General features: G+C 57.6%; 22 protein-coding genes and 1 pseudogene. 7 read left to right on the top strand and 16 right to left on the bottom strand.

Annotated features, from left to right (window positions below; all coding sequences use genetic code 11):
* The first annotated feature begins 452 nt into the window (after positions 1–452).
* On the top strand, positions 453–2,708 hold the full coding sequence (locus tag ACMGFH_RS20535; RefSeq protein ID WP_415380470.1) for a type B DNA-directed DNA polymerase: 2,256 nt from the start codon (positions 453–455) through the stop codon (positions 2,706–2,708).
* 54 nt (positions 2,709–2,762) lie between these two features.
* On the opposite strand, the gene ACMGFH_RS20530 is transcribed toward ACMGFH_RS20535, so the two are convergent.
* The 8 genes and pseudogenes from ACMGFH_RS20530 to ACMGFH_RS20495 form a co-directional block, all read right to left on the bottom strand.
* Positions 2,763–3,164, bottom strand: a complete 402-nt coding sequence (locus tag ACMGFH_RS20530) for a hypothetical protein (protein WP_415380469.1) — start codon at positions 3,162–3,164, stop codon at positions 2,763–2,765.
* Positions 3,165–3,375: 211 nt separating this feature from the next.
* On the bottom strand, positions 3,376–3,702 hold the full coding sequence (locus ACMGFH_RS20525) for a HalOD1 output domain-containing protein (protein ID WP_415380468.1): 327 nt from the start codon (positions 3,700–3,702) through the stop codon (positions 3,376–3,378).
* A gap of 238 nt (positions 3,703–3,940) precedes the next feature.
* Entirely contained in the window at positions 3,941–4,168 is a 228-nt protein-coding gene (locus ACMGFH_RS20520) for a transcriptional regulator (protein ID WP_415383290.1), read from the bottom strand.
* 655 nt (positions 4,169–4,823) lie between these two features.
* Positions 4,824–5,060, bottom strand: a pseudogene (locus ACMGFH_RS20515) (HEPN domain-containing protein); the annotation flags it as partial.
* 169 nt (positions 5,061–5,229) lie between these two features.
* Positions 5,230–5,595: a nucleotidyltransferase domain-containing protein gene (locus ACMGFH_RS20510; RefSeq protein ID WP_415380467.1), complete on the bottom strand. Its 366-nt coding sequence runs from the start codon at positions 5,593–5,595 to the stop codon at positions 5,230–5,232.
* A 445-nt stretch (positions 5,596–6,040) separates the two neighbouring features.
* A complete protein-coding gene (locus ACMGFH_RS20505; RefSeq protein ID WP_415380466.1) occupies positions 6,041–6,373 on the bottom strand; it encodes a hypothetical protein in 333 nt (110 codons plus the stop codon).
* A 119-nt stretch (positions 6,374–6,492) separates the two neighbouring features.
* Positions 6,493–6,621 carry a hypothetical protein gene (locus tag ACMGFH_RS20500; protein ID WP_415380465.1) on the bottom strand — a complete coding sequence of 43 codons (129 nt, stop codon included), beginning with the start codon at positions 6,619–6,621 and terminating at the stop codon, positions 6,493–6,495.
* A 186-nt stretch (positions 6,622–6,807) separates the two neighbouring features.
* On the bottom strand, positions 6,808–7,278 hold the full coding sequence (locus ACMGFH_RS20495) for a hypothetical protein (protein WP_415380464.1): 471 nt from the start codon (positions 7,276–7,278) through the stop codon (positions 6,808–6,810).
* Between the two features lie 419 nt (positions 7,279–7,697).
* Between ACMGFH_RS20495 and ACMGFH_RS20490 the strand changes: the two genes are divergently transcribed.
* The 3 genes from ACMGFH_RS20490 (at position 7,698) to ACMGFH_RS20480 (ending at position 9,709) form a co-directional block, all read left to right on the top strand.
* A complete protein-coding gene (locus ACMGFH_RS20490) occupies positions 7,698–8,417 on the top strand; it encodes a DUF2270 domain-containing protein (protein WP_415380463.1) in 720 nt (239 codons plus the stop codon).
* 72 nt (positions 8,418–8,489) lie between these two features.
* Positions 8,490–8,696: a hypothetical protein gene (locus ACMGFH_RS20485; protein ID WP_415380462.1), complete on the top strand. Its 207-nt coding sequence runs from the start codon at positions 8,490–8,492 to the stop codon at positions 8,694–8,696.
* Positions 8,693–9,709, top strand: a complete 1,017-nt coding sequence (locus tag ACMGFH_RS20480; RefSeq protein ID WP_415380461.1) for a hypothetical protein — start codon at positions 8,693–8,695, stop codon at positions 9,707–9,709. Before ACMGFH_RS20485 ends, ACMGFH_RS20480 begins: the two co-directional genes overlap by 4 nt.
* Positions 9,710–10,055: 346 nt before the next feature.
* Here ACMGFH_RS20480 and ACMGFH_RS20475 read toward each other — a convergent pair whose 3' ends face one another.
* Positions 10,056–10,865, bottom strand: a complete 810-nt coding sequence (locus ACMGFH_RS20475; RefSeq protein ID WP_415383289.1) for a DNA-binding protein — start codon at positions 10,863–10,865, stop codon at positions 10,056–10,058.
* A gap of 863 nt (positions 10,866–11,728) precedes the next feature.
* On the opposite strand from ACMGFH_RS20475, the gene ACMGFH_RS20470 reads away from it, so the two are divergent.
* Together ACMGFH_RS20470 and ACMGFH_RS20465 are read left to right on the top strand one after the other, a co-directional pair.
* Positions 11,729–12,400: a bacterio-opsin activator domain-containing protein gene (locus ACMGFH_RS20470; RefSeq protein WP_415380460.1), complete on the top strand. Its 672-nt coding sequence runs from the start codon at positions 11,729–11,731 to the stop codon at positions 12,398–12,400.
* 68 nt (positions 12,401–12,468) lie between these two features.
* A complete protein-coding gene (locus ACMGFH_RS20465) occupies positions 12,469–12,831 on the top strand; it encodes an ArsR family transcriptional regulator (protein WP_415380459.1) in 363 nt (120 codons plus the stop codon).
* Positions 12,832–13,140: 309 nt separating this feature from the next.
* Here the strand turns inward: ACMGFH_RS20465 and ACMGFH_RS20460 are convergent, their stop codons facing one another.
* The 4 genes from ACMGFH_RS20460 to ACMGFH_RS20445 form a co-directional block, all read right to left on the bottom strand.
* Entirely contained in the window at positions 13,141–13,389 is a 249-nt protein-coding gene (locus tag ACMGFH_RS20460) for a HalOD1 output domain-containing protein (RefSeq protein ID WP_415380458.1), read from the bottom strand.
* 81 nt (positions 13,390–13,470) lie between these two features.
* Positions 13,471–13,959 (bottom strand): Lrp/AsnC family transcriptional regulator, encoded by a 489-nt coding sequence (locus ACMGFH_RS20455; RefSeq protein ID WP_415380457.1) that lies wholly within the window; start codon positions 13,957–13,959, stop codon positions 13,471–13,473.
* Between the two features lie 208 nt (positions 13,960–14,167).
* Positions 14,168–14,779 carry a twin-arginine translocation signal domain-containing protein gene (locus ACMGFH_RS20450; protein ID WP_415380456.1) on the bottom strand — a complete coding sequence of 204 codons (612 nt, stop codon included), beginning with the start codon at positions 14,777–14,779 and terminating at the stop codon, positions 14,168–14,170.
* Positions 14,780–15,021: 242 nt separating this feature from the next.
* Entirely contained in the window at positions 15,022–16,287 is a 1,266-nt protein-coding gene (locus ACMGFH_RS20445; protein WP_415380455.1) for a lamin tail domain-containing protein, read from the bottom strand.
* A gap of 202 nt (positions 16,288–16,489) precedes the next feature.
* Between ACMGFH_RS20445 and ACMGFH_RS20440 the strand changes: the two genes are divergently transcribed.
* Positions 16,490–16,654 (top strand): hypothetical protein, encoded by a 165-nt coding sequence (locus tag ACMGFH_RS20440; RefSeq protein ID WP_415380454.1) that lies wholly within the window; start codon positions 16,490–16,492, stop codon positions 16,652–16,654.
* Between the two features lie 113 nt (positions 16,655–16,767).
* Here ACMGFH_RS20440 and ACMGFH_RS20435 read toward each other — a convergent pair whose 3' ends face one another.
* The 3 genes from ACMGFH_RS20435 to ACMGFH_RS20425 are packed head-to-tail and all read right to left on the bottom strand — an operon-like array spanning position 16,768 to position 19,311.
* Positions 16,768–17,667 (bottom strand): hypothetical protein, encoded by a 900-nt coding sequence (locus ACMGFH_RS20435; RefSeq protein WP_415383288.1) that lies wholly within the window; start codon positions 17,665–17,667, stop codon positions 16,768–16,770.
* 10 nt (positions 17,668–17,677) lie between these two features.
* Positions 17,678–18,454 (bottom strand): hypothetical protein, encoded by a 777-nt coding sequence (locus ACMGFH_RS20430; protein ID WP_415380453.1) that lies wholly within the window; start codon positions 18,452–18,454, stop codon positions 17,678–17,680.
* Positions 18,454–19,311, bottom strand: coding sequence for a hypothetical protein (locus ACMGFH_RS20425; RefSeq protein ID WP_415380452.1), 858 nt, complete (start codon positions 19,309–19,311; stop codon positions 18,454–18,456). The genes ACMGFH_RS20430 and ACMGFH_RS20425 overlap by 1 nt, the downstream gene beginning before the upstream one ends.
* Positions 19,312–19,349: the final 38 nt, after the last annotated feature.

The raw sequence follows: 19,349 nt of genomic DNA, 5'->3' as shown, positions 1-19,349 counted from the left end.
ATCACCTACGTTATCGATTACGCAATAACAGATGAGAGACTGATCCGGGGGGGATGAGGCCACAGATATCGAGTTCTGGCCCACAGAGCGAATATATTCTTCACCGGACGAAACGAGACAGATAGGCCGTGAAGCGGTGAAGACAATCTTCATAGATAGGCAGTGTGTAGTGGCCGGCTGGTTCAGTAACTTAAACGTGAAATGAAGGGCGTTCTGCTGAGATTGTTTCTAATCCAGCAGACTTGAGAGATATGACTGATATAGGACATTGGTTTGGTGCAGTCATCTGTCGTATAGCGATTTTCGGCACAATAGCGTCTACTAGTAGTTACTGGGTTTGAAACGCCGTCGTTTGTGTTCTTCTCGCCCCTTTCTTGAAACCCGGAAACGACACGCCACGGCTTATCGTGACTTCCGACGTTCTCTCAGGTGTTGGAGGATATGAATACCTGATGTCCTACACGATCGACTTCCTCGACGACGGTCGCGTCCTCGAGTGGACGACGACGAGCGACAGCGCTGAGGTGATCGTACAAGAGGGCTATACGCCGCGGTTCTACGTCGCGCCGCGGGATCCGGACGCCGGCGTCGACCTCGAACGCCTCCGCCAGTTCTACGACCGCCACCCGGACGTCGTGGCGACGGAGTTCGTCGAGCGTCGGCCGGGCTTTCGCCGTGCCGACGAGCGCGTCCTCGCCGTCGACGTCGACCACGTCGATCGCGTCACGCCGCTCGCCCGCCAGGGTCGCCAGCTCACGGAATACCCCGTCGGCGACCTGGCCTGCTTTAACGTGGATTTTACCCGTGAGTTTCGCTACTGTCTCGAAACGGGCTGTGACCCGACGCCGACAGGCGACCTTGCCACGCTCCGGCTGGCCGTCCCCGTCGCCGAGACGGCAGGCGATAGCTACGGCGAACTCACCGTCGACGGCGAGTCTGTCGCGGGTACACCCGCTAGCATCGTCCGGGCTGTCCAGGCCGCTGTCGACGACCGGGATCCAGACGTGCTCGTCTGCTCGACGAGCGACCTCGTCCCCACACTGTACGACATGGCCACCGACGCAGGTGTCGACGAGTTCTCGCTGAGTCGGTGGCCAGACGTCGACTACCAGCAACTCGCCGGGCGATCCACGTACGCCAGTTACGGTCGCGTCGGCCACTCGCCCGCTCGCTACAACGTCCCGGGCCGGGCGATCGTCGACGAGTCGAACACCTTCTTCCATGGGGAGACGAATCTCGACGGTATCCTCGACCTGGTCGGGCGCTCACACAAGCCGCTGCAGGAACTCGCATGGGCGTCGATCGGGAACGTCCTCACGGCCATCCAGATACGCGAGGCGACCGCTCGCGGCGTGTTGACGCCCTGGAACTCCTGGCGCCACGAGTTCTACAAGCCGATGGGGACGCTCCACGACGCCGACCGGGGCGGGTTCATCTTCGCTCCCAACGTTGGGCTGCACGAGGACGTTCACGAGCTCGATTTCTCCAGCCTCTACCCGAACATCATCTGCACTCGCAACGTCTCGCCGGACGTCATCCGCTGTGAGTGCCATCGCGACCGTGCGGACGTGCCCGAACTCGACTACGCGATCTGTGACGAGCAGGGATATCTCGTCGACGTCCTCCAGCCGATCATCGACGACCGCGACGTGATCAAGGATGCCATCCGCGAGGAACGCCAGCGCGACGACCCCGACGAGGACCGCCTGCAAGCGCTCGAAGGGCGGTCGGACGCGCTGAAGTGGATTCTCGTCGCCTGCTTCGGCTATCAGGGCTTCTCGAACGCCAAGTTCGGCCGGATCGAGTGCCACGAGGCGATCAACGCCTACGCTCGCGAGATCCTGCTGCGAGCGAAACAGCGCCTCGAATCTGGTGGGTGGGACGTCGTCCACGGCATCGTCGATTCGATCTGGGTGACGCCCAATCCCGAGTTCGAGTCGAGCGAGCGCGAGGACCTGGATGCGATCGCCGCCGACCTCACCAACGAGATCGGGATCCGCCTCGAATACGAGGCAGCGTACGACTGGGTTGCGTTCGTCCCGCAGCGCGAGAGCGACGCCGGCGCCCTGACGAAGTACTTCGGCCGACGCGCTGGCGACGATTCGTACAAGACACGCGGTATCGAAGCCCGTCAACGCTCGACACCGCCGTTCGTCGAACGCGTCCAGCGTGACTGCATCCGCGTCCTCGACGAGACCCGTGACCCGGAGTCGGTCGTCGACCGACTGGAGACGGCCATCGACCGACTCGAGGCGGGTCGCGTCGACCCGGCCGACCTCGTCGAGCGGAATCGCGTCTCCAAACCGGTCGACGCCTACACCCAGTACACCCAGAACGTCGCCGCGCTCGAACGCGCCCACGACCAGGGCCTCGACGTCCACCCCGGCCAGGACATTGAGTACGTGGTCGTCGACGACGAGAAGGGGTCTCAGGAGCGGGTTGCACTCGCCCACGAAGCGGTCGACGACTACGACGAATCGTACTACGAGACACAGCTCGTCCGCGCCATCGAGAGCGTCCTTTCGCCGCTGGGATGGGATCGGACTGAGATTCGCCAGCGGCTCACCGACACCACTGACGCAACGCTTGCGGCGTACTCAGAGTGCGTAATCGGTTCCGACCAGCAATATCAAAACAGGTATCGGAAAGAACCGCACGAGTCGGGGGTAACAGAGAATGGTTCACAAAATAGTTGTTTTCATCATTGAACTGGTTGAATACACTGGTAAGTGGACTTGCGAACTGACCGCGTAAGCTGTCTCTTAAAGTTCGACGCTCTTCTGCTGTTCTTCCTCAAGTCGTTGACAGCCAAGAACTACTGACTCGGGAATACGGCCCGCTTCCGCGTGGAGCGCTTCGAAAACCACCGCTACTTCATCGAATCGTGGACCGCGTGAGGCGCTCAGCGGTTCAGTCTCCCAGGTAATGAACTCCATTTCCGCTAACATCGGCAGATGGACGTGGTGTAATTCCTGACGGAGTACTTCTTGGTCGGGTGGAACGTTGGGCATTATCGCACTCTCGGGTAACGGGACTGACTGCTCTGGTCCAGCGTCCAATAGAGACACGATAAGTTGGCGACGCGGCTCGGACGAGAGAGCCTTGAAAACGGTGTCCCACCTCTCGCTCACTTGCGCACCATTTTCATGATGTATCCCCACCATGGTACTCAATAGCTCACTTTATCTCGAAGAACTTTAAATCTGGCTGGTGTAATAAACAAGTGGCATATTAGCGATCTCCATCGGTCTGCGTACGACCTTTGCTGAATGGTATGTACTTTCCCTGTACTGACCAGATCCGACTCTGGAGGGAGAACCGGACACTAATCCCAGTGAGATATTTAATGAATTCGCCGCTCAGTGTACGGCTAAATTAATCGGCAACTGACTTATCAAATATTGACGCTGGGTCAGTTTGTAGAGCAGGATCGCACACCCGGAGCGCACCATCTCCGCGAATAAAGACAGTCCACCCGCTGATATCGAACCGAACACATGTCGACGCGTCGTTCTGGTCCGCGAGAAGTGTGTCTAACGCTTCTGGATCAATCGCATCGTAAATTGGGTCAAGTTCTGTCGGGGCCACACCTTCCGCGGCTGCAACCGCTTCGATGACCGCCGTTGATGGCGCCCGCTCGCGATCGCCGCCGAACCGTGTTCCCACCACAGGCGTGCAGGTACAGCAAACAACCTTGTCCATCACATGGTTCCTCACTAAACCCTACCACTTGAAACCGCCATGAGGAGGACTAACAAGAAAACAGTTGAAGATGTGTTTCGGTCACTACGTGACCTACATTGAGCGAATCGACAGACCTGAGAATAGGTACGAATACTGCAAAATAATCCCCTAGAGGGGCATCTTACACTCAACGGTCTTCGCTCACCGAGACAGTAGTCGATTTTCGAATGAACACGGCGTCGGTGAATTCCAAATACTATCCGGAGTCGTCGATTCCGCCCTGCAAGTACCGCTCCCCAGGTTCCGAGATCTGGTAGTATCCCCGTTTGACGCGTTCTACATATCCCTCGTCGGTCAGCGTCGACAATCGGCGGTTCACTTCATCACGAGATTTATCGATGTTGATGGCGATGACCGAGGGAGAGAGAATCAGGCCCGACGACGAGAGACACTCGAGGATCCGATCGTCTATCGGCAACTGCATCCACCCCGGCGGCGTGCGACGGTTAGCCACGTTGCCCCTACATCGGCGGGCGGGGTCTTATCAAGTTCCAATAATAAATTCATGTGGCTAGCCACATTATTTAATGAGAATTCTTATACAGACGTATCATTAAATCATGTAGTACTGGCAGTCCGCCAGTCAGAGAATCGAACGTCGGAGAGTCCACGGCCATCGACTCACCTTGCAAACAGCACGCCAGAAGAGCCAATTGACGGCCCGTTCTATGTCAGAACCGACCAGCGATCGAGGGACGCAGCGTTCGAAGGAGACCCACTGGTACCCGGCCCAGTGTCCGACCTGTGGCTGTGAGCTAGTCGGTATCGAGATCTACGGCCCGACCGAGTGCCGTGCGCTCCCGTGTGGCCATCTGATCGAGAGACCGACGCTGGGGGACAGAGACCCAGACGACCGGTGAATCACGCTCGATCCCATTGCCAATTGAGCTTCGAGGGTTCTCGACACCCTCGAAGAGTCAGCCTGCGCCGATCCGGACGTCGAATTCGTTGTGGCGTTCGGGTCGTAAATCTCGGGACACTGGCTCGTTCGTCGAATATCGATCTCGCCGTCAAATTCGACGATGACCTCTCCGATCGAGATCGGCTCGACAAGATTCGATACCGCGGTCCTCACGAATTCACGGCTCGTCCTGATCGGCGCAAAGCGTCTCCATCTTTGTGACAAATTGCTCGGTCCGCTCCAGGAGCTCCTCGATCTCCTCGGAAATCGCTTCGTAGCCGTAATCGGCCTGCTTTCGAAGTTCGGACAGACGATTCAGAAATCGACCTTGCTCGCGGGAGACCTCCCCATCGACAACGATTTCCGAGCCGAACAGGGAGATGACTCTGCCGTGGGACGTAGGGTTGTGTCCGTAGTCGTAGAGAACTGCCTGTGCAGCGTGGAAGGCTGCGTAGTAGAGTCGGTTGACGACTGCGGCATCAGAGAGGCCAGTTGTCTGACCGGTCTTTGCATCCGTGAGCGTCTAGTTCGCCTGCTGAAGCCCTCGCTGGACTGACGGGCTGGATTCCGTTGGATCGCTGTCCTCAGACATACGAGCGCCCCTCGGAGACAACGTTCTCGATAAATGGGTCGCCCCCTCGCTCATAGCGCTCGAACGTCTCCGCCGAGAGAATATGCAGTTCGACGACGGGACCGTACTCCAGCATCACGTCGTAGGCCAGTTCGCGAAGTCCATCGGCAGTCGCTTCTCGTTCGGGGGCGTCGAGGACAACCAGAACATCGATGTCGCTGGCGAGTCCGTGAGCGTCTCCCTGCGCTGTCGAGCCGAACAGATACAACTCCCCGATCCGCTCACCGAACCGGGAGCGCGCACGCTTGACGAATGCCTCGGCAGCATCGGCATGCGCAGTATCGCCAGAGAGCGCGGTCGACGCATCCGGCTCGGACATAGCTATGCGTACGTGCTTCGATGGCATTTAGATTTCCCCAGTGACTGGCTCCGAGTCAGTTCCCTCGATATCGATGGGAATCGAGTCGATAGATACGTCGGTCGAGTCATCGTGTGAACTCACGGTGATCAGTTACTCCCGAGGGCGGATCGTGCGCCCCCATGCCTTTCGGGCGCGACAAACCCACCGTGTGAGGAGGCCAGTAGAGAAACCGGTTGCTTGTGATACAGGGAGTTATAGAACGGTTGCCACACCATCATTGCAACACCTCTAAATCGGTCAATGCAGGCGAAGGATGTAACGTGACGGATTCTGATACTCTCACTTCTTGTCAGAAACTGCGTACAAGATACAGAGAGTGGATTCAGCAGAGGGGTAACCACAGACGGAGCTTATCTCAGCACGGGCGGTCCAATTTGCGAGATGAGTGTGTTGGACCGTTGTGCTATCGGCCTATGAGTTCCAGTAGCCGTCTGTGAACGTCCTCGGCTGAGTCATACATTTCGTCATCAGTTGAAGCGAGCACGTCCTCCAGGGATTTCTTGCCGCCCTGAGTTTCAAGTTCATAATCGCCATAGGCCTCAACCAACTCATTTGTCGTGGCTGGATAGTCGTGCGATTTGAGCGCTTCATCAAGATCACCAAGCCCCTCACCAGCGTCGACGCGCATCGGCTCTTCTTCATCGTCGCGGGTACGTGCCTCCTCTTGCATCCGCTCTCGCTGGCGACGTTTTTGATCATCCGCTTGCTCATCTCGGCCCTGTTTATCATCTGCCATATTTCATGGTAGTGGATTCAGGCGGATAACAGTAGGGCTGCCTATCGGAGATGTGGGTCGAACTTCCCCTTCCGACTGACCCAGATCTCGAAGCCACTCCCCAAGACCAGGAAAACGATTCAGTCGCCGACGGACGCGATCCCGGCGGCCCTGGAGCTGTTGCTGGTCTTCGGTTCCCACTGCTGGGTGTAGACCTTTTGGATCGAGAGGGCCTCCTGAGTCGCCAATGACTCGGGAGCACGACCCATGTAGTTCGCGCGCGGTATTCGGTGGATTTAGCTACGGTTAGGGTTTCATCCCGGACCACCTTCTGGAGCTTCTTGACCCCTCCAACGCCTGCCAATCCACCGCCCGGTTCGCCACCGTCCGCCACTCCACCCTCCGCCTCACCAACGCCCACCCTACTACCGCCCGCGTTCCTCCGTTACCTCGATCTACTCCTCGCGCTCGCCAAAGGGTTCCTCGTTCCGGTCGGAGGCGTCGCGGGTCCGCTCGAGGTAGTTCTGGAGTGTCTCGTGGACGGCCCGGCCGAGGTCATGTAACTCGCCGTTGATGGCCGAGACCGAACTCGAATCGAGCGATTCGGTCACGTCGCGCTCGAGCCAGTCTTCAGGCACTGTCGGGGCGTCGAAGCGGAGGTGGTCGTCCGTTGGATTACGGTAGAAGTCGAAGGCCTGGAACAGGTCGAGGTCGTCGACGATTCGGACCTCCTCCTCGTCGAGATCCGTGTACCCCGCCCACTCCTCGAACCCCTCACGCCACGCGCCTTCCTGGAGGAGGTTCTCGAGATCCTCGCGGTAGAAGTCCTCGGATCCGAGGGTCTCGGATCCTTCCCAGTCGAAACCGCTCGGTCGCCCCCGGTTCGAGAGATCGGGTGGCTCCGGGATGGATACGTCGAGTGTCATACCGATAGTAGAGCGGGCACGACAATTAAGGCCCGTAGCGATTCCACGAGAAGGGAATCCGGGTGAAGTGGTAACCAACAGGTCGCTTCCCGACACGCTCTGCGGACACACCCTCCCGAGCACCGCTCCCAGTCCCGGGACGAACAGTCAAGGTGACTTGCCTGGCTTGCCAACGGATACCCATGCAAGATTCGCGCCCTCTATTCAGCACACTGATTCTGACATCGTCTCGGTAGGTTGAACGGGACCGTGCAAGATATAGTGGATACAGTCAGCACTACACATTCCCTTATTTCGACGGCGTCTGTCCGAATTGTCCTGTGGGACTGTGGTGCGTACTGTTCGATGTTCTCCAGTACTAACACTCAGAGTACGCCGTCACCATCACTGCTTATGGAGCGAGGAGATGTCTTTCTTCTATGACCGATTCGAGTAGCGACGAGTTCGACCCAACAGCACCAGACCACCGGGAGATTGGCCGCGAAATGGTTGATGACAGTACGGGACTCGGGTCGGTGATGGCCCACGCCTATCGCGGAGAGATCGACCGAGTGGGGACATGGCGCCAGCGCCTCGACCAGACGACGACGTGGGCGGTGACGCTGATGGCAGCAATCTTGACGTGGGCGTTTTCGAGTCCCGATAACCCACACTATATTTTGCTGATCGGGATCGTTGTCGTCACCATCTTTCTGGGCATCGAAGCACGACGGTACCGGGACTACGATGTCTTTCGCTCTCGTGCTCGACTGATCCAAGAGAACCTATTCGCAAACGCCCTCGATCCGTCCGAGGGTGTCGAAAGTCACGACTGGCGAGCGGAACTGAGCAGGGACTATCGCAGGCCGACGCTGAAAGTCTCGGTATATGAAGCACTCGCAAACCGGCTCCGGCGTGTGTACCTCGCTCTGCTCGGTATACTCTTGGTTGCGTGGGTCTTCAGAATTACAGCGTTCGCACCGCGCCAAGACTGGCTGACAACCGCTGGAATCGCCCGTATTCCTGGGATTGCTGTAGTTGCCGTTGTGGGTGTGTTCTACGTCGTACTGCTGGGCGTCGCCTTCTGGCCCCACGAGCGCCATGCCAAGGGTGAATTCCGTGAAGGAGACACGGACGACTGGAAGGAGACAGACCGATAACTCCGTTCTCCGTATAACGTACCATCTCGGTAGTGGACCGAGTATAGAGGGCTGCAGTACCTACTAGGAGTGATGTCCGAATCAGAGGCGACACACTGGGAGTACGAGACGCTTCGCCCACCGCGCGATGAGACCCAAAAAGAAGCAGAGGATCCGAAAGCAGAGTTGAATCAACTCGGTGCAGAGGGCTGGGAGTTTGTGGAGACGATCGACTATGAGGGAGGCGGCACCAAGTACCTCGTTTTCAAGCGACCTTCCCAATCGGATGAGCCAGTATGACTGACGAGACCAACATCAGTACGGCCAACACGATGCGTGAGCGCTCGGGCGAGAGTCGGATTAAACTCTGGTTGCTGCTGCGCGCGAACCGCCTTCTCGTCTCCAGCGTCCTGACCTGTGCCGTGTTCGTCGCATTCGTCATCGGCGTCGCTGTCCTCGATCCACCGTTTTCACGGCAACTCGAGTCCGGCGACATGATTGAGACGATGTTCTCGACGATGATCACGGTCATCGTGACTGGGACGACACTCGTCGTCACGATCGGTCAGCTCGTCCTCTCCCAGGAGAACGGCCCGCTCGGCGATCAACGCGAGCGTATGTCCAGTTCGATGGATGTCCGGGACTTTACTGAAGAATTAATCGGATCTCCGAGTCCTGCCGATCCATCCGAATTCCTCCGGCAGATCATCGGAATCACGGCACAACGGGCGACGGCTCTTCGAGAGTCTATCGACAAGAATGCTAATGATAACCTCCGAGAAGAGGTCGATGAATTCGCTGACAGCGTCACTGGGAACGCTGACATGGTCCGTGACCAACTTGCGGATGCGCAGTTCGGCTCGTTCGACGTGGTATTCGCTGCACTAAATTTCAATTATAGCTGGAAAATCTTCCAAGTTGAACGTCTCGCGAACGAATACGAAGAGAGCCTCACAGCGGAAGAACGCGGCTTGCTTGACGACCTCAAAACAGCGCTGTCTCTGTTTGGTCCGGCGCGCGAACACATCAAGACGCTGTACTTCCAGTGGGCACTCATCGACTTGTCTCAGATGATTCTCTATGCTGCAGTCCCGGCATTGGCCGTTGCGAGTATCATGGTCGGAACCGTCGATGCGGGGACGTTCCCAGGAAGCACACTCGGTCTCGATCACATCATTCTCGTCGTGGGCGGTGCGTTTGCGGTGACGCTCATTCCATTCATGCTGTTCGTTTCATACGTCCTTCGCGTGGTCACCATAGCGAAACGGACACTTGCCATCGAGCCGCTGATCCTCCGCGAATCACAACGCTAAGATCCGACGCAGTATCTTGTTCCTCTGTCTCTACCAATTCGTCTTCTCACCAACGGCTGAGATCTCAGTGACCGATACGCGCGCTGTGTCTTGCACAGCGATGCGAATATCATCTGAAGCTGGTAGGAACTCCAGTGGTCAATACGCAAGTCTACTTACTAGCACATTCAGCCGGTTCTACAATGAAAACGACCCCCTTGCGAATAGTTCTATGACACCCTCTGTGATAGGGAACCAGCAGAAAACGGTCGTGGCTGCGCGCGCAGCGTAGCGAGCACGGAGCGGTGGGCGGGGAGGTGGGGTTGGGCTGGTCCGGCACAGAGGTAAAAGAGGAGGACTGTGCCCGCTACTCGTCCCACCACCGGCCACGATCCGGGAACTCGATGCGAGACCAGCCGGTCACAGCCACCGAGACGCGTCCCTCGTACCAGCTCTTCTCGACGTGTCGCAGTCGGACCGTCTGCCCTTTTTCGACCCATGGTTTCCTGCTCTTCTCCCAGACCGTGAACTTCGTCCGTCCCGAGTCGTCCTCGATCAGCCCGACTTGCTGAATCCGAGGATTATCCGAATCCCACAACTGCACGACTGTCCCTTCAATGTCGACTGTCGAGCGCGGAACCGTTTCGAGCGTGTCGATGGGAACCGGAACTCCGGGTGAGGCGTGCAACTCCTCTTTGACCAGCAACGCCGCGTTCAGCATGTCCACGCCTTCGGCGACCTTCTGTGCGAGTCGGTACGCCGCCCCCGCTCTGGAGCGTTCATCGAGGTCGTCAGCTATCTGCGCCGCGCGCTTGTTTACTTCCGCGAGTTCCTCCTGGCTCAACTTGGTCCGCGGGTCTTCGGGGGATTCCTCTCGAGCGTAGCGCGTCTGTGACCCCACCACGTCGCGCGTCCGCTGTTCACGGTCCGAGGACTGCCGCCGATCCCACCGTTGCCGGGTGCGCCGAATCTCGGCCTCCCGCGCTCGGAAGCGCTCCTCGCCTTCCAGGGTCATGCCTTCCGGCCTGGCCTCTGGGTGGTTCGTATCGACCTTCCCCTGAATCTCCTGGTCGACCGACCGCCGCAGCTCCGGCGTCTCGTCGACCGCCGCTTCCGCGTCCTGTTCGTCCGTCTGTTCGACCGAAACTTCATTACCGAATCGAGTTCTACTGTTCATTGGAATCACTTGGTTCGTGATTTCCGCACGAAGGCGCTCACGCGCCCGCTGCCGCGATGTGCCAGCATCGCGGTTTTCCGACGACCACGACCGACAGACACGTCTGCGCGTCTCGCTCGCGCCTTCGCGAGCGCCCCATGGGCGCGAGCGAGACGCGCTGTCGGGGCGACCAGAATCCAGCCACGCGCGGTTACCCGCCCGGAGCGAGCGGCCAGCGGAGTAAGCGTGGGGGGTGAGCAGCCACGCCGCGCAACCCCCCGCGCTTACCCGCTGGCGCGAGGGCACATTCACTTTAGCCCGGAACGGGCGCGGGCGGTGCGGAGAGCGCCCGCACGCCCGGAATGGTCGGTCGCGAGCGACGCGAAGGGCGGCACGCACCGCGCGTGGCGAGCCGACGCGATGATCCTGACCCAATCCACCGTCACTGCGGCCAACCAACAACGTTACAGACAGCCAACCCACGGGGTGGGACTGAACGGGGCGCGGCAGTCGCCGGCTGCGGGCGACGCAAGCACCGCAGCGAGGATCGCAGAGAGCCCCCAAGACAGATGCCGTGGACTTTCAGCTGTCTCCGGCAATCCTATCGCGGGGGATACGTAGTCCCCACTGATCCAGAACGGAAGTCCACGAACACCGAGGTACCCACATCAGAAAATGTAAGAAAGTAACGAGGAGTCATAGAACGATTCAGAAGAGGGTTGTTTTCATCGCAGAGCTGGCTGAATGCACTGGTGCGTAGACTTGCATATCGAACGGGAACTTCTGTGACATGACCGTGAATAGGGGGTAGTATCGGTAGAAACCTAGTGATGCTTTCAGAATCTGCTGATAACTGTCTTAGTCTTCAGAGTCATACGCCTACTATGAGCATCTTCGGTGAATTCCGTGTGCCGGCGGACGCATTCGCGTTCCAGCAAACGTTTGGTGCCGAACCAGACATGGTGATCGAAATTGAGCGTGTCGTTGCAACCGACAAAGAGTATCTCACGCCATATTTCTGGGTGTCTGGCGTCACGCCTGAGACGTTCGAAGAAGCAGCACGTACCGATGATTCCTTCACAGACCTACGGCGACTCGACAAGTCTGAGGCGATGACGATGTATCGGGCCGAATGGCAATCTCACGTGGAATCATTGGTGTTCGCGTACACGAGTATTGGCGCGTCTATCCTCGAAGCGAGCGGACACCAGAATGAGTGGGTGCTTCGAATGCGGTTCGACGACCAGGACAACCTCAACGCATTCACCGAGTATCTGAACGAACACGACATCTCATTCCAACTTGACCGCCTCCACGAGATCACCAACCCACGAACTGGCGAACAGTTCGGACTAACTCCGAAACAACAGGAAGCAATCGTGACGGCGTGGGGCCTCGGATACTTCGATCTGCCGCGAGAGGCATCGATGGCGGAGGTAGCCGACGAACTTGGGATTACTGCGCAGTCGTTTTCTGACCGACTTCGGCGCGCTCAACATACGCTCGTCGCTAATACACTGCGTGTGACCACAGCACCAGAACCGGCAGACAGCTAACTAGCCTTATTTAAAAGACTGATAGATAAGGCCGTGGCCATGTCGGTATTGAACTTCTATTGGGCGTGATGACAGAAAGTTCCGCGGCGGTCGAAGCCAGCACAGTATTTGAGATGCTGGCCGCCGATCACCGTCGCTATCTCCTCTTCGCGCTCTTAGATCACAATCCACAACAAGAAGTCCAGGAACCTGACGGAGTCGTCCTTGACGAGATAGAGAAAGAAAAGGTCCAGATGGAGATGTATCACATGCATCTTCCGAAACTGGAAGACGCGGGGTTCATTCGGTGGAATCGAGACGAACAACAAGTGGAGAAAGGGCCTGTGTTTGAAGAGATCCGTCCGCTACTAGAACAACTCCGGGAGAATGCTGACAAGATACCTGGCGACCAATCCACCAGATTCTCGAGAACAGATACTGACGGAAACTAAGGCACGCTGACTCTGTTGAAATCCTACTACTGGGATACTATTCTCGTTGAAATAGCCGGCACACCGATTGTGCTTACAGACCATCTCTCACGATAGTCGTACACGGTCGATTTCAGCGACATTCGAACTCATAACGTATTCTATGATGCAGTCTTCACAAATGGATGCCCGATAGCTATTCCCACCCTCATATGTTACTTTAGTTACTTCCCCGTCATAACTTTGACAATCGGTACATTCCGTAGTTGATTGAGGGGGTAGAAATGAATACTCATGTTCAATAGAACGGTTCATAGTTCACTACGGTAGCTATCCACTGTAGTCCTTGATGGCCACATGGCCATCGGCATCTACCGTAACCTCGTAACTGTTGTAGTTGAACACCACTTTCCCCAGAGATGACTTTCCAGCGAACACTGTCTCCAACGCATCGGGGTCAACTACGTCGTACAATGGCGCTAATTCCGTAGGTCGAACACCCTCAGCGGCAGCTACTGCCTCGATTACTGCCTCACTCACGCTCTGATTATTCGTCTCGACGGCCTGAACTTGACTCATCAGGAACGACTATGCTTCCGCTTCGGATAAACATATCGGCAATTTGATAATAACTACAGTGTCTTAAATAGGGGCTGGAAATTAGCCAGTGTCGTCCTCATTCGTGAATTCCTTTCCAAAGTGATTGTAGGGGAACGCTCGAATCCGCTTCAGCATATCTATGCGCTCGATATCGACACCCAGATCACTCATCTCCCCAATGCTCTTCTCAATTTCTTGCTTGTTCTGCCCAACTAACTCGATTGAAAGGTTTGCGTTATTCGTTAATAGTTCGCTGACACTCACCACACCAGGGACGCGAACGAGGTCGTCAACGATCTCCCCTTGGTTATTAATCGGAACCGTCGCCATGACGAGCAAGTGATGACCCATCCCCGTTTGCTCGAAGTCTATGGTCGGGTGATATCCCGTGATAATGCCGTTCTCTTCGAGCTTGTTGATCCGATTGGCGACCGTACTGGACGAGACGCCGACCTGTTCACCGATGGCGTTCGTTGTGTTATTCCGAGCATCTTTCTGCAAGAGATACAGGATACCCTTGTCAACCGAGTCGAGTTCTTCTGAGGCCATAGGCAAGGACCGTAAGGGAGCCACCAACAAGTGGGTTCCCTTGATTCGCTCAGTATACGCTTTGTATGGCTCGATCGCGCCAAGATGATTTCAGCGGAGAGAGGCTGAATCAACTGCTCACTGTACCTGCGTATTGAACAGATTCGCTACTACGGAGAGAATGAACTCCTCTAACCGGTTATCAGACCGAAAAATGGTGTAATCGCCCTTAGTTGGCGTTCTCGGTGGACGTCGCGGTTCCCTCGTCATCAGTCTGTTGCCACCAGTCTTCGTTGTCGAGGATGTCGTCTTCGGTTTCCTCGCCGACGGGGCTGGCATTGACGGTGATGAGACGCTCGTTGTCACTGAACGGCGTCCACTCACGGTTCATCTCGAACAACTGGGGTTGGTTCTGGTCGTCGTCGGCGTCGGTGATGAACCCGAGGTCGTCGTCGTACTCGCCGATGTTTGCGTCATGGGCAACGAACAGCGGGACGACTTCGTCAGTGTTGAGCCACCGGATGTGGTAGGTGTTGTAGTCCGAGAAGAAGCTGTCACGAACGTCCCCGTAGTTGGGGACCCATTCGATGACGCCCGAGACGAACGTGAACCGAGCGTTGGGGTGGAAGTTACTGGCGAATATCAGCGCCTTCCAGTTGTCGTCGAGGTCGCCAATCCCGCCGTCGTCGTCATCGGTATCGGTCCCCTCGCCTTCCTGCCCGGCGACGACTCCGGACCCGCCAATGGCGAGCGCACCGGATGCCACTGCACCCTTTTTCATGAATGCTCTGCGCGAACCAGTTACCTTATCGAGGAGACTGTTGTCATCGTTTGAAGGCATTATTTGTCCCTCCTGGGACGGGCATACTTGCCCAGCGATAGAGGTGAATCAAAGGCTTGCAAAGGCTACGTGTGCCCCCTCCCCCCCTCCAGTTCCTGCCCTGTACTGAACGATACCTGCACCACCTATACTGACCATACCTGCTTACCCTGTACTGAGTTGCTGAGATGGTGAACCGCAGGTCCGCGAACCACTGAATATCACTCCGACGGCTCCGAAAAAAGAACCCGCAACTCCAGCGATCAGTACGACAGCTGGTCCGCAGTCGTCCCACTCGCTGTCTCCAGGGTTGCCGTGTCCCCGCCGTCGTTCCAAATCTCGGTGCCGTAACCCATGTAGAGATCGTCAGCGTCGTTCGACCCGCTGCCGGTGTGGACGTACACCGAGTCACCGGACTGAAGCGTGAACCCGTCGGGGAACGTGAACTCGTGGCCAGCCGCATCACTGAGCGTCCAGCCCGACAGATCGAGCGAGCCGCTGCCGGTGTTAGTGATCTTCACACGTTCGTCGTTGAGTGAATCTGCCTCAGCGTTGACCCACTCGATGGTGGCCTCGCCGGTCGACTCATCACTGCTCTCGCCGTACTGCCGCTCGGCGACGACCGTACCGTCCGTCGTAGTGACCGTCGCCGTGTCGCCGTCGTCGTTCCAGATCTCCGTACCGTAGCCCATGTACCGGTCGTCAGCGTCGTCGGTTCCGCTTCCGGTGTGGACGTACACCGAATCGCCGGCACCGAGCGTGAAGCCGTCGAACGTGTGGCTATGGCCCGCCTCGTCGGCAAGCGTGAACCCATCCAGGTCGACCGAACTACTACCAGTGTTGGTAATCTTCACGCGCTCGTCGTTGAGCGAATCGGCCTCGGCGTTCACCCAGTCAATGGTAAGCGCATTCGCGTCACCACCCGACGAACCGTCGTCACCTGACGACCCGTCGTCGTTCGGCGTCCGGCAGTCCCAGACGTTTCGCTCGGCAGCCTGAGCCGTCGATTCAGCGCTGTAGAACGAGTCGCTCTGTGAGAACGTGCTGTCGTACACCCGGGCGTGTCCCAGGTCCACGAGGTCGTAGTTGAAGTTCGACCCGTCGACGTGGACGTACGCGAGCAGGCGGCCATAGTCACCACGTCGGTCTGCCTGGCCGTCGAACTGCAGCGTGACCGTCTCCCCTGAGAGTTGATCAGTCGCGTACGAACTCGCGTTCTCGCCCGCGGCTTGCAGACACTCCCGGCCTGCCTGCGTGTCCGGGACGCCCTCGAATTCGCCGGGCGAGACCGAGCCGTACGTTTCCGGCGTATCGACACCCAGTAGCCGAACGGTATCGGTCGACCCGTTCTGGTATTCGATGTCCACCGTATCGCCGTCGACGACGTTCGTCACCGTCACCGTCGTCGAATCACTGATCGATTGCGTCGCACCGGCAGTCGGGTTGGTGAGTGCCCCGACCGATCCCGTCGTTGCAGTTGCGACGAGCGCTACGACCATGACCGCTGTCAGGAGTTTCTGTCGAACCACGTGACCGTCGATGTGGGATCACCCCATTAAACTGTCTAATATTCACCATTATCAGTATATACCACTATACTTACCAATCTCCGGGGTGATTAGTCTCTGATATTGTCTCCGCAGAGCGGGAACGCGGACGGATACCAGACAGTCGGTCGACACGCAGCGTGCAACCCAGCGCTTATACTCACAACCGACACACGATAGAGGCATGGAGACCGAACCAGGGACCGACGACGAACTCACGGCCCTGGCTGCGGAACTCGAGACGGAGAACATTACCTTCGTCGACGACCTCAACGACGAGATCGCCGCTCTCGTCGGGACGAGCGACCACCTACAGTACGACTACATCGCTGGCGACGTCTCGGATTAATTCCTTTTGTAAATGCGATTTCTTTACTCAGTCTGCCACGTGCTTTTTCGGACCCATTCCTCCGTCTCGCAAGAAGCATCTCACCTGGTTCCCTTCGACTGTTTCTCTGGATTCTAATACTGGACCGACAGGGGTTCGACGGGCTTCACTCGCAGCTCACCGAAGCCGTACTTCGAATGGCTGCCGACCCGGAGGAGGCCGCTCTTTGCGGTCTCCACAGGACGATCGCCTTCGTAGGCGACCACTTGCCCGTGATCTACGGTCTGGAGTTTGTAGACCTCACGCTGCTCCAGCACCTTTTCCTCACGTTCACGGAGATCAGGGCGGTCTTCCTCCCACCACCATGGGACGGTCTGGCCGTGGGCGTTCGGGTGCTCCGTCTCCAGCACGAACGGCGTCACGAGTTCGAGGATGAACGCCTCGCCATCTTCGAGACGGGAGTAGTCTAGCGCCTCCAAGTCTACGACTTGTGTGTCTTTCAGTCGCGTGATGCCGTAGCCGTAGTTGCGCTTCCCGCCAAACTGGAGACCGTCCAAGGTACTCTCTCCGAGTGGGAGGATGTCGTCCCGGTCAGCGTGTAGGTACGCGTTGATGTACCACTTCGTCGTCTGTTGCTGTTTCCATGCACCGTCGGGCTTCCCCATGATCGTCTCGTGGGCCAGCGACGGATGACCGCTCTGAACACGGATATCGTGCGTATTCAGCACGTCTCGCGGTCGGGAGTCAAGAAGCCACGAATGCGACGCCTGCCGCAGCAGGAACAAGTCGTTGTAGGATTCAACGTCAGGGAGGCCGCTTCCGAGGTACGGCTGACTTCCGCTCTGGGAATGTTCATCGGGGAACCTCCCGAATTGACCCGGCACGAAGACGCCGTGACTGGCACTGAGGGAGCGATGGACATCGTAGGGGAGTTGCTGACCGAGCGCGTGCATGATTGCGTTCCCGCTCACGTAGTATGGGTGGCCAATGTAGTCCATCTCCAACTCCCAGTGGACTTGCTGTATCATCATTATTATCGTGTAATTATGCGATTTCTTCATTCGGTTTGTTCGGCCGGTAGCTCCAGTTCTCGAAGTCCTCGATATACTGGAGCGCAGTGGACCACGCGCGGATCCGGCGAAGGTTCGCGTCGAGCACCATATCGTATTTGTCGTGAGCAGTGTTGAGCGGATGTGCACTCAGCCGACTCCACGTGGAGGCCCACGACCGCCACGGCTGACTCCCGAGACGTGAAGATGGCCGTCCATCGGCGTCTTTATCGATTCGGAGCGTGAATTCTTCGCCCGCGTAAACCGTCCGGTGGGGCACGATCTCGCCAGCGGGGTCCACTACCAGGAAGAGATCGGCGAACTCGTGACCGCGACGGTAATTGTCGAGTAGGGCCGCCACGAGCAGGGTATGGTACTTCAGCGAGGTGTACGGGTAGTAGACGCTCTCGTTGAACGCCGAGGCGGCGTCGCTCTCCAGCCATAACCGATGCATGGTCTTCGGGTCGTCTTCGGTCAAGAGGGTGCGCACGGCGCCCTCCATGCCGTTCCTCGTGAACTCCTCGAGGTCATATCGACTTTTACCTTCGATGAGCGATAGCCGATAGTGCGTCTCGTGGTTCTCCACTGTCTGCTCCGGTTGGCCGTTGGGCCGACTGAGCGCGGACGCATCTCCGTCCGCGCCGTGTGGAACCGTCTGGTTCACAGGAACGTCCGCAAACATCTCTGGGGCGTGATTGTGTGACTGGCCAGTCATCTTGTGGGCGTCGTGGCGGTAGCTTTTGATGAGAATGTGATTTCTGGAACCAGTCATTACTCCTCAACCCGCTCCTCCAGCGCCTCCACGAATGCCGGGTTGTACTCCTCGATCCACTGGTCGTCCTTTTCGTCCATTTTATTGGAGTTGGCTTTCCTGCGGTCGAAGACGCGCTTCAGTTCGCGCTCGTTATAGAGCGGATTGATGAGGTGGCAATCGACGATCCCCGCGCCGAAGTTCCGTGCACCGCCGAGTTGATGCATGAAGTCGGTCTTGTTTTCGTTGAGATATTCGATTGCTTCATTCAGCAGTGCGACAAACTCGGGTTTCACCTCACGAAAGGAGAGCTGCCAACAGCCGTCGAGATTCGCCACTGCGTCTACCTCTGCGTTCCGCAACGGCTCCCGGTTGTCATCTGCGTTTCGAGAAACGACGTTTCGGTTCAGTCGGCGGTAGTGGCCTTCGGCTTGTCCGCGTGTGTAGTCCACGCTGGAACGGACAGGGTTGAACTTGATCGGACGCCGCATCACCTTGCCGGGAATGCCACCAAAGCCGCCGAAGAGGTCGAAAACCACACAACCGTCGTCTTCTTTCGGGTCGTCGGTACACGCGCCTTTCTCGTGGTAGCCGTCATCGAGATCGCGCTCGTAGATATCGTCCTTCTTGAAGTTCGCGTTGGCCTCACCAGGATGGCAGACAGTGCCGCCACGCTCCTGAACGATTTCCTCCATCCCGTGCCGGAGCCACCCGGAGAGTGGAAACGCAGGGATGATGCCACCAATCTGGTTTTGCGGGTCATCATCCTCGTAGTTCCCGTTTGAGGCGTGGTGTCTATCTGTCATGATGCAGTCTCCAACCACCAGCAGGTCGGTCTGGATTCGCACGAACACGTCGCGGTCGATGTCTTCAATCATACTGTTGGATACTCACCTCTGGTTACCGGAGTCCCCGA

This window comes from Halosimplex rarum (genome assembly GCF_047715405.1).
Classification (GTDB): Archaea; Halobacteriota; Halobacteria; order Halobacteriales; family Haloarculaceae; genus Halosimplex; species Halosimplex rarum.
This window is presented reverse-complemented; position numbering and strand designations above follow the sequence as displayed.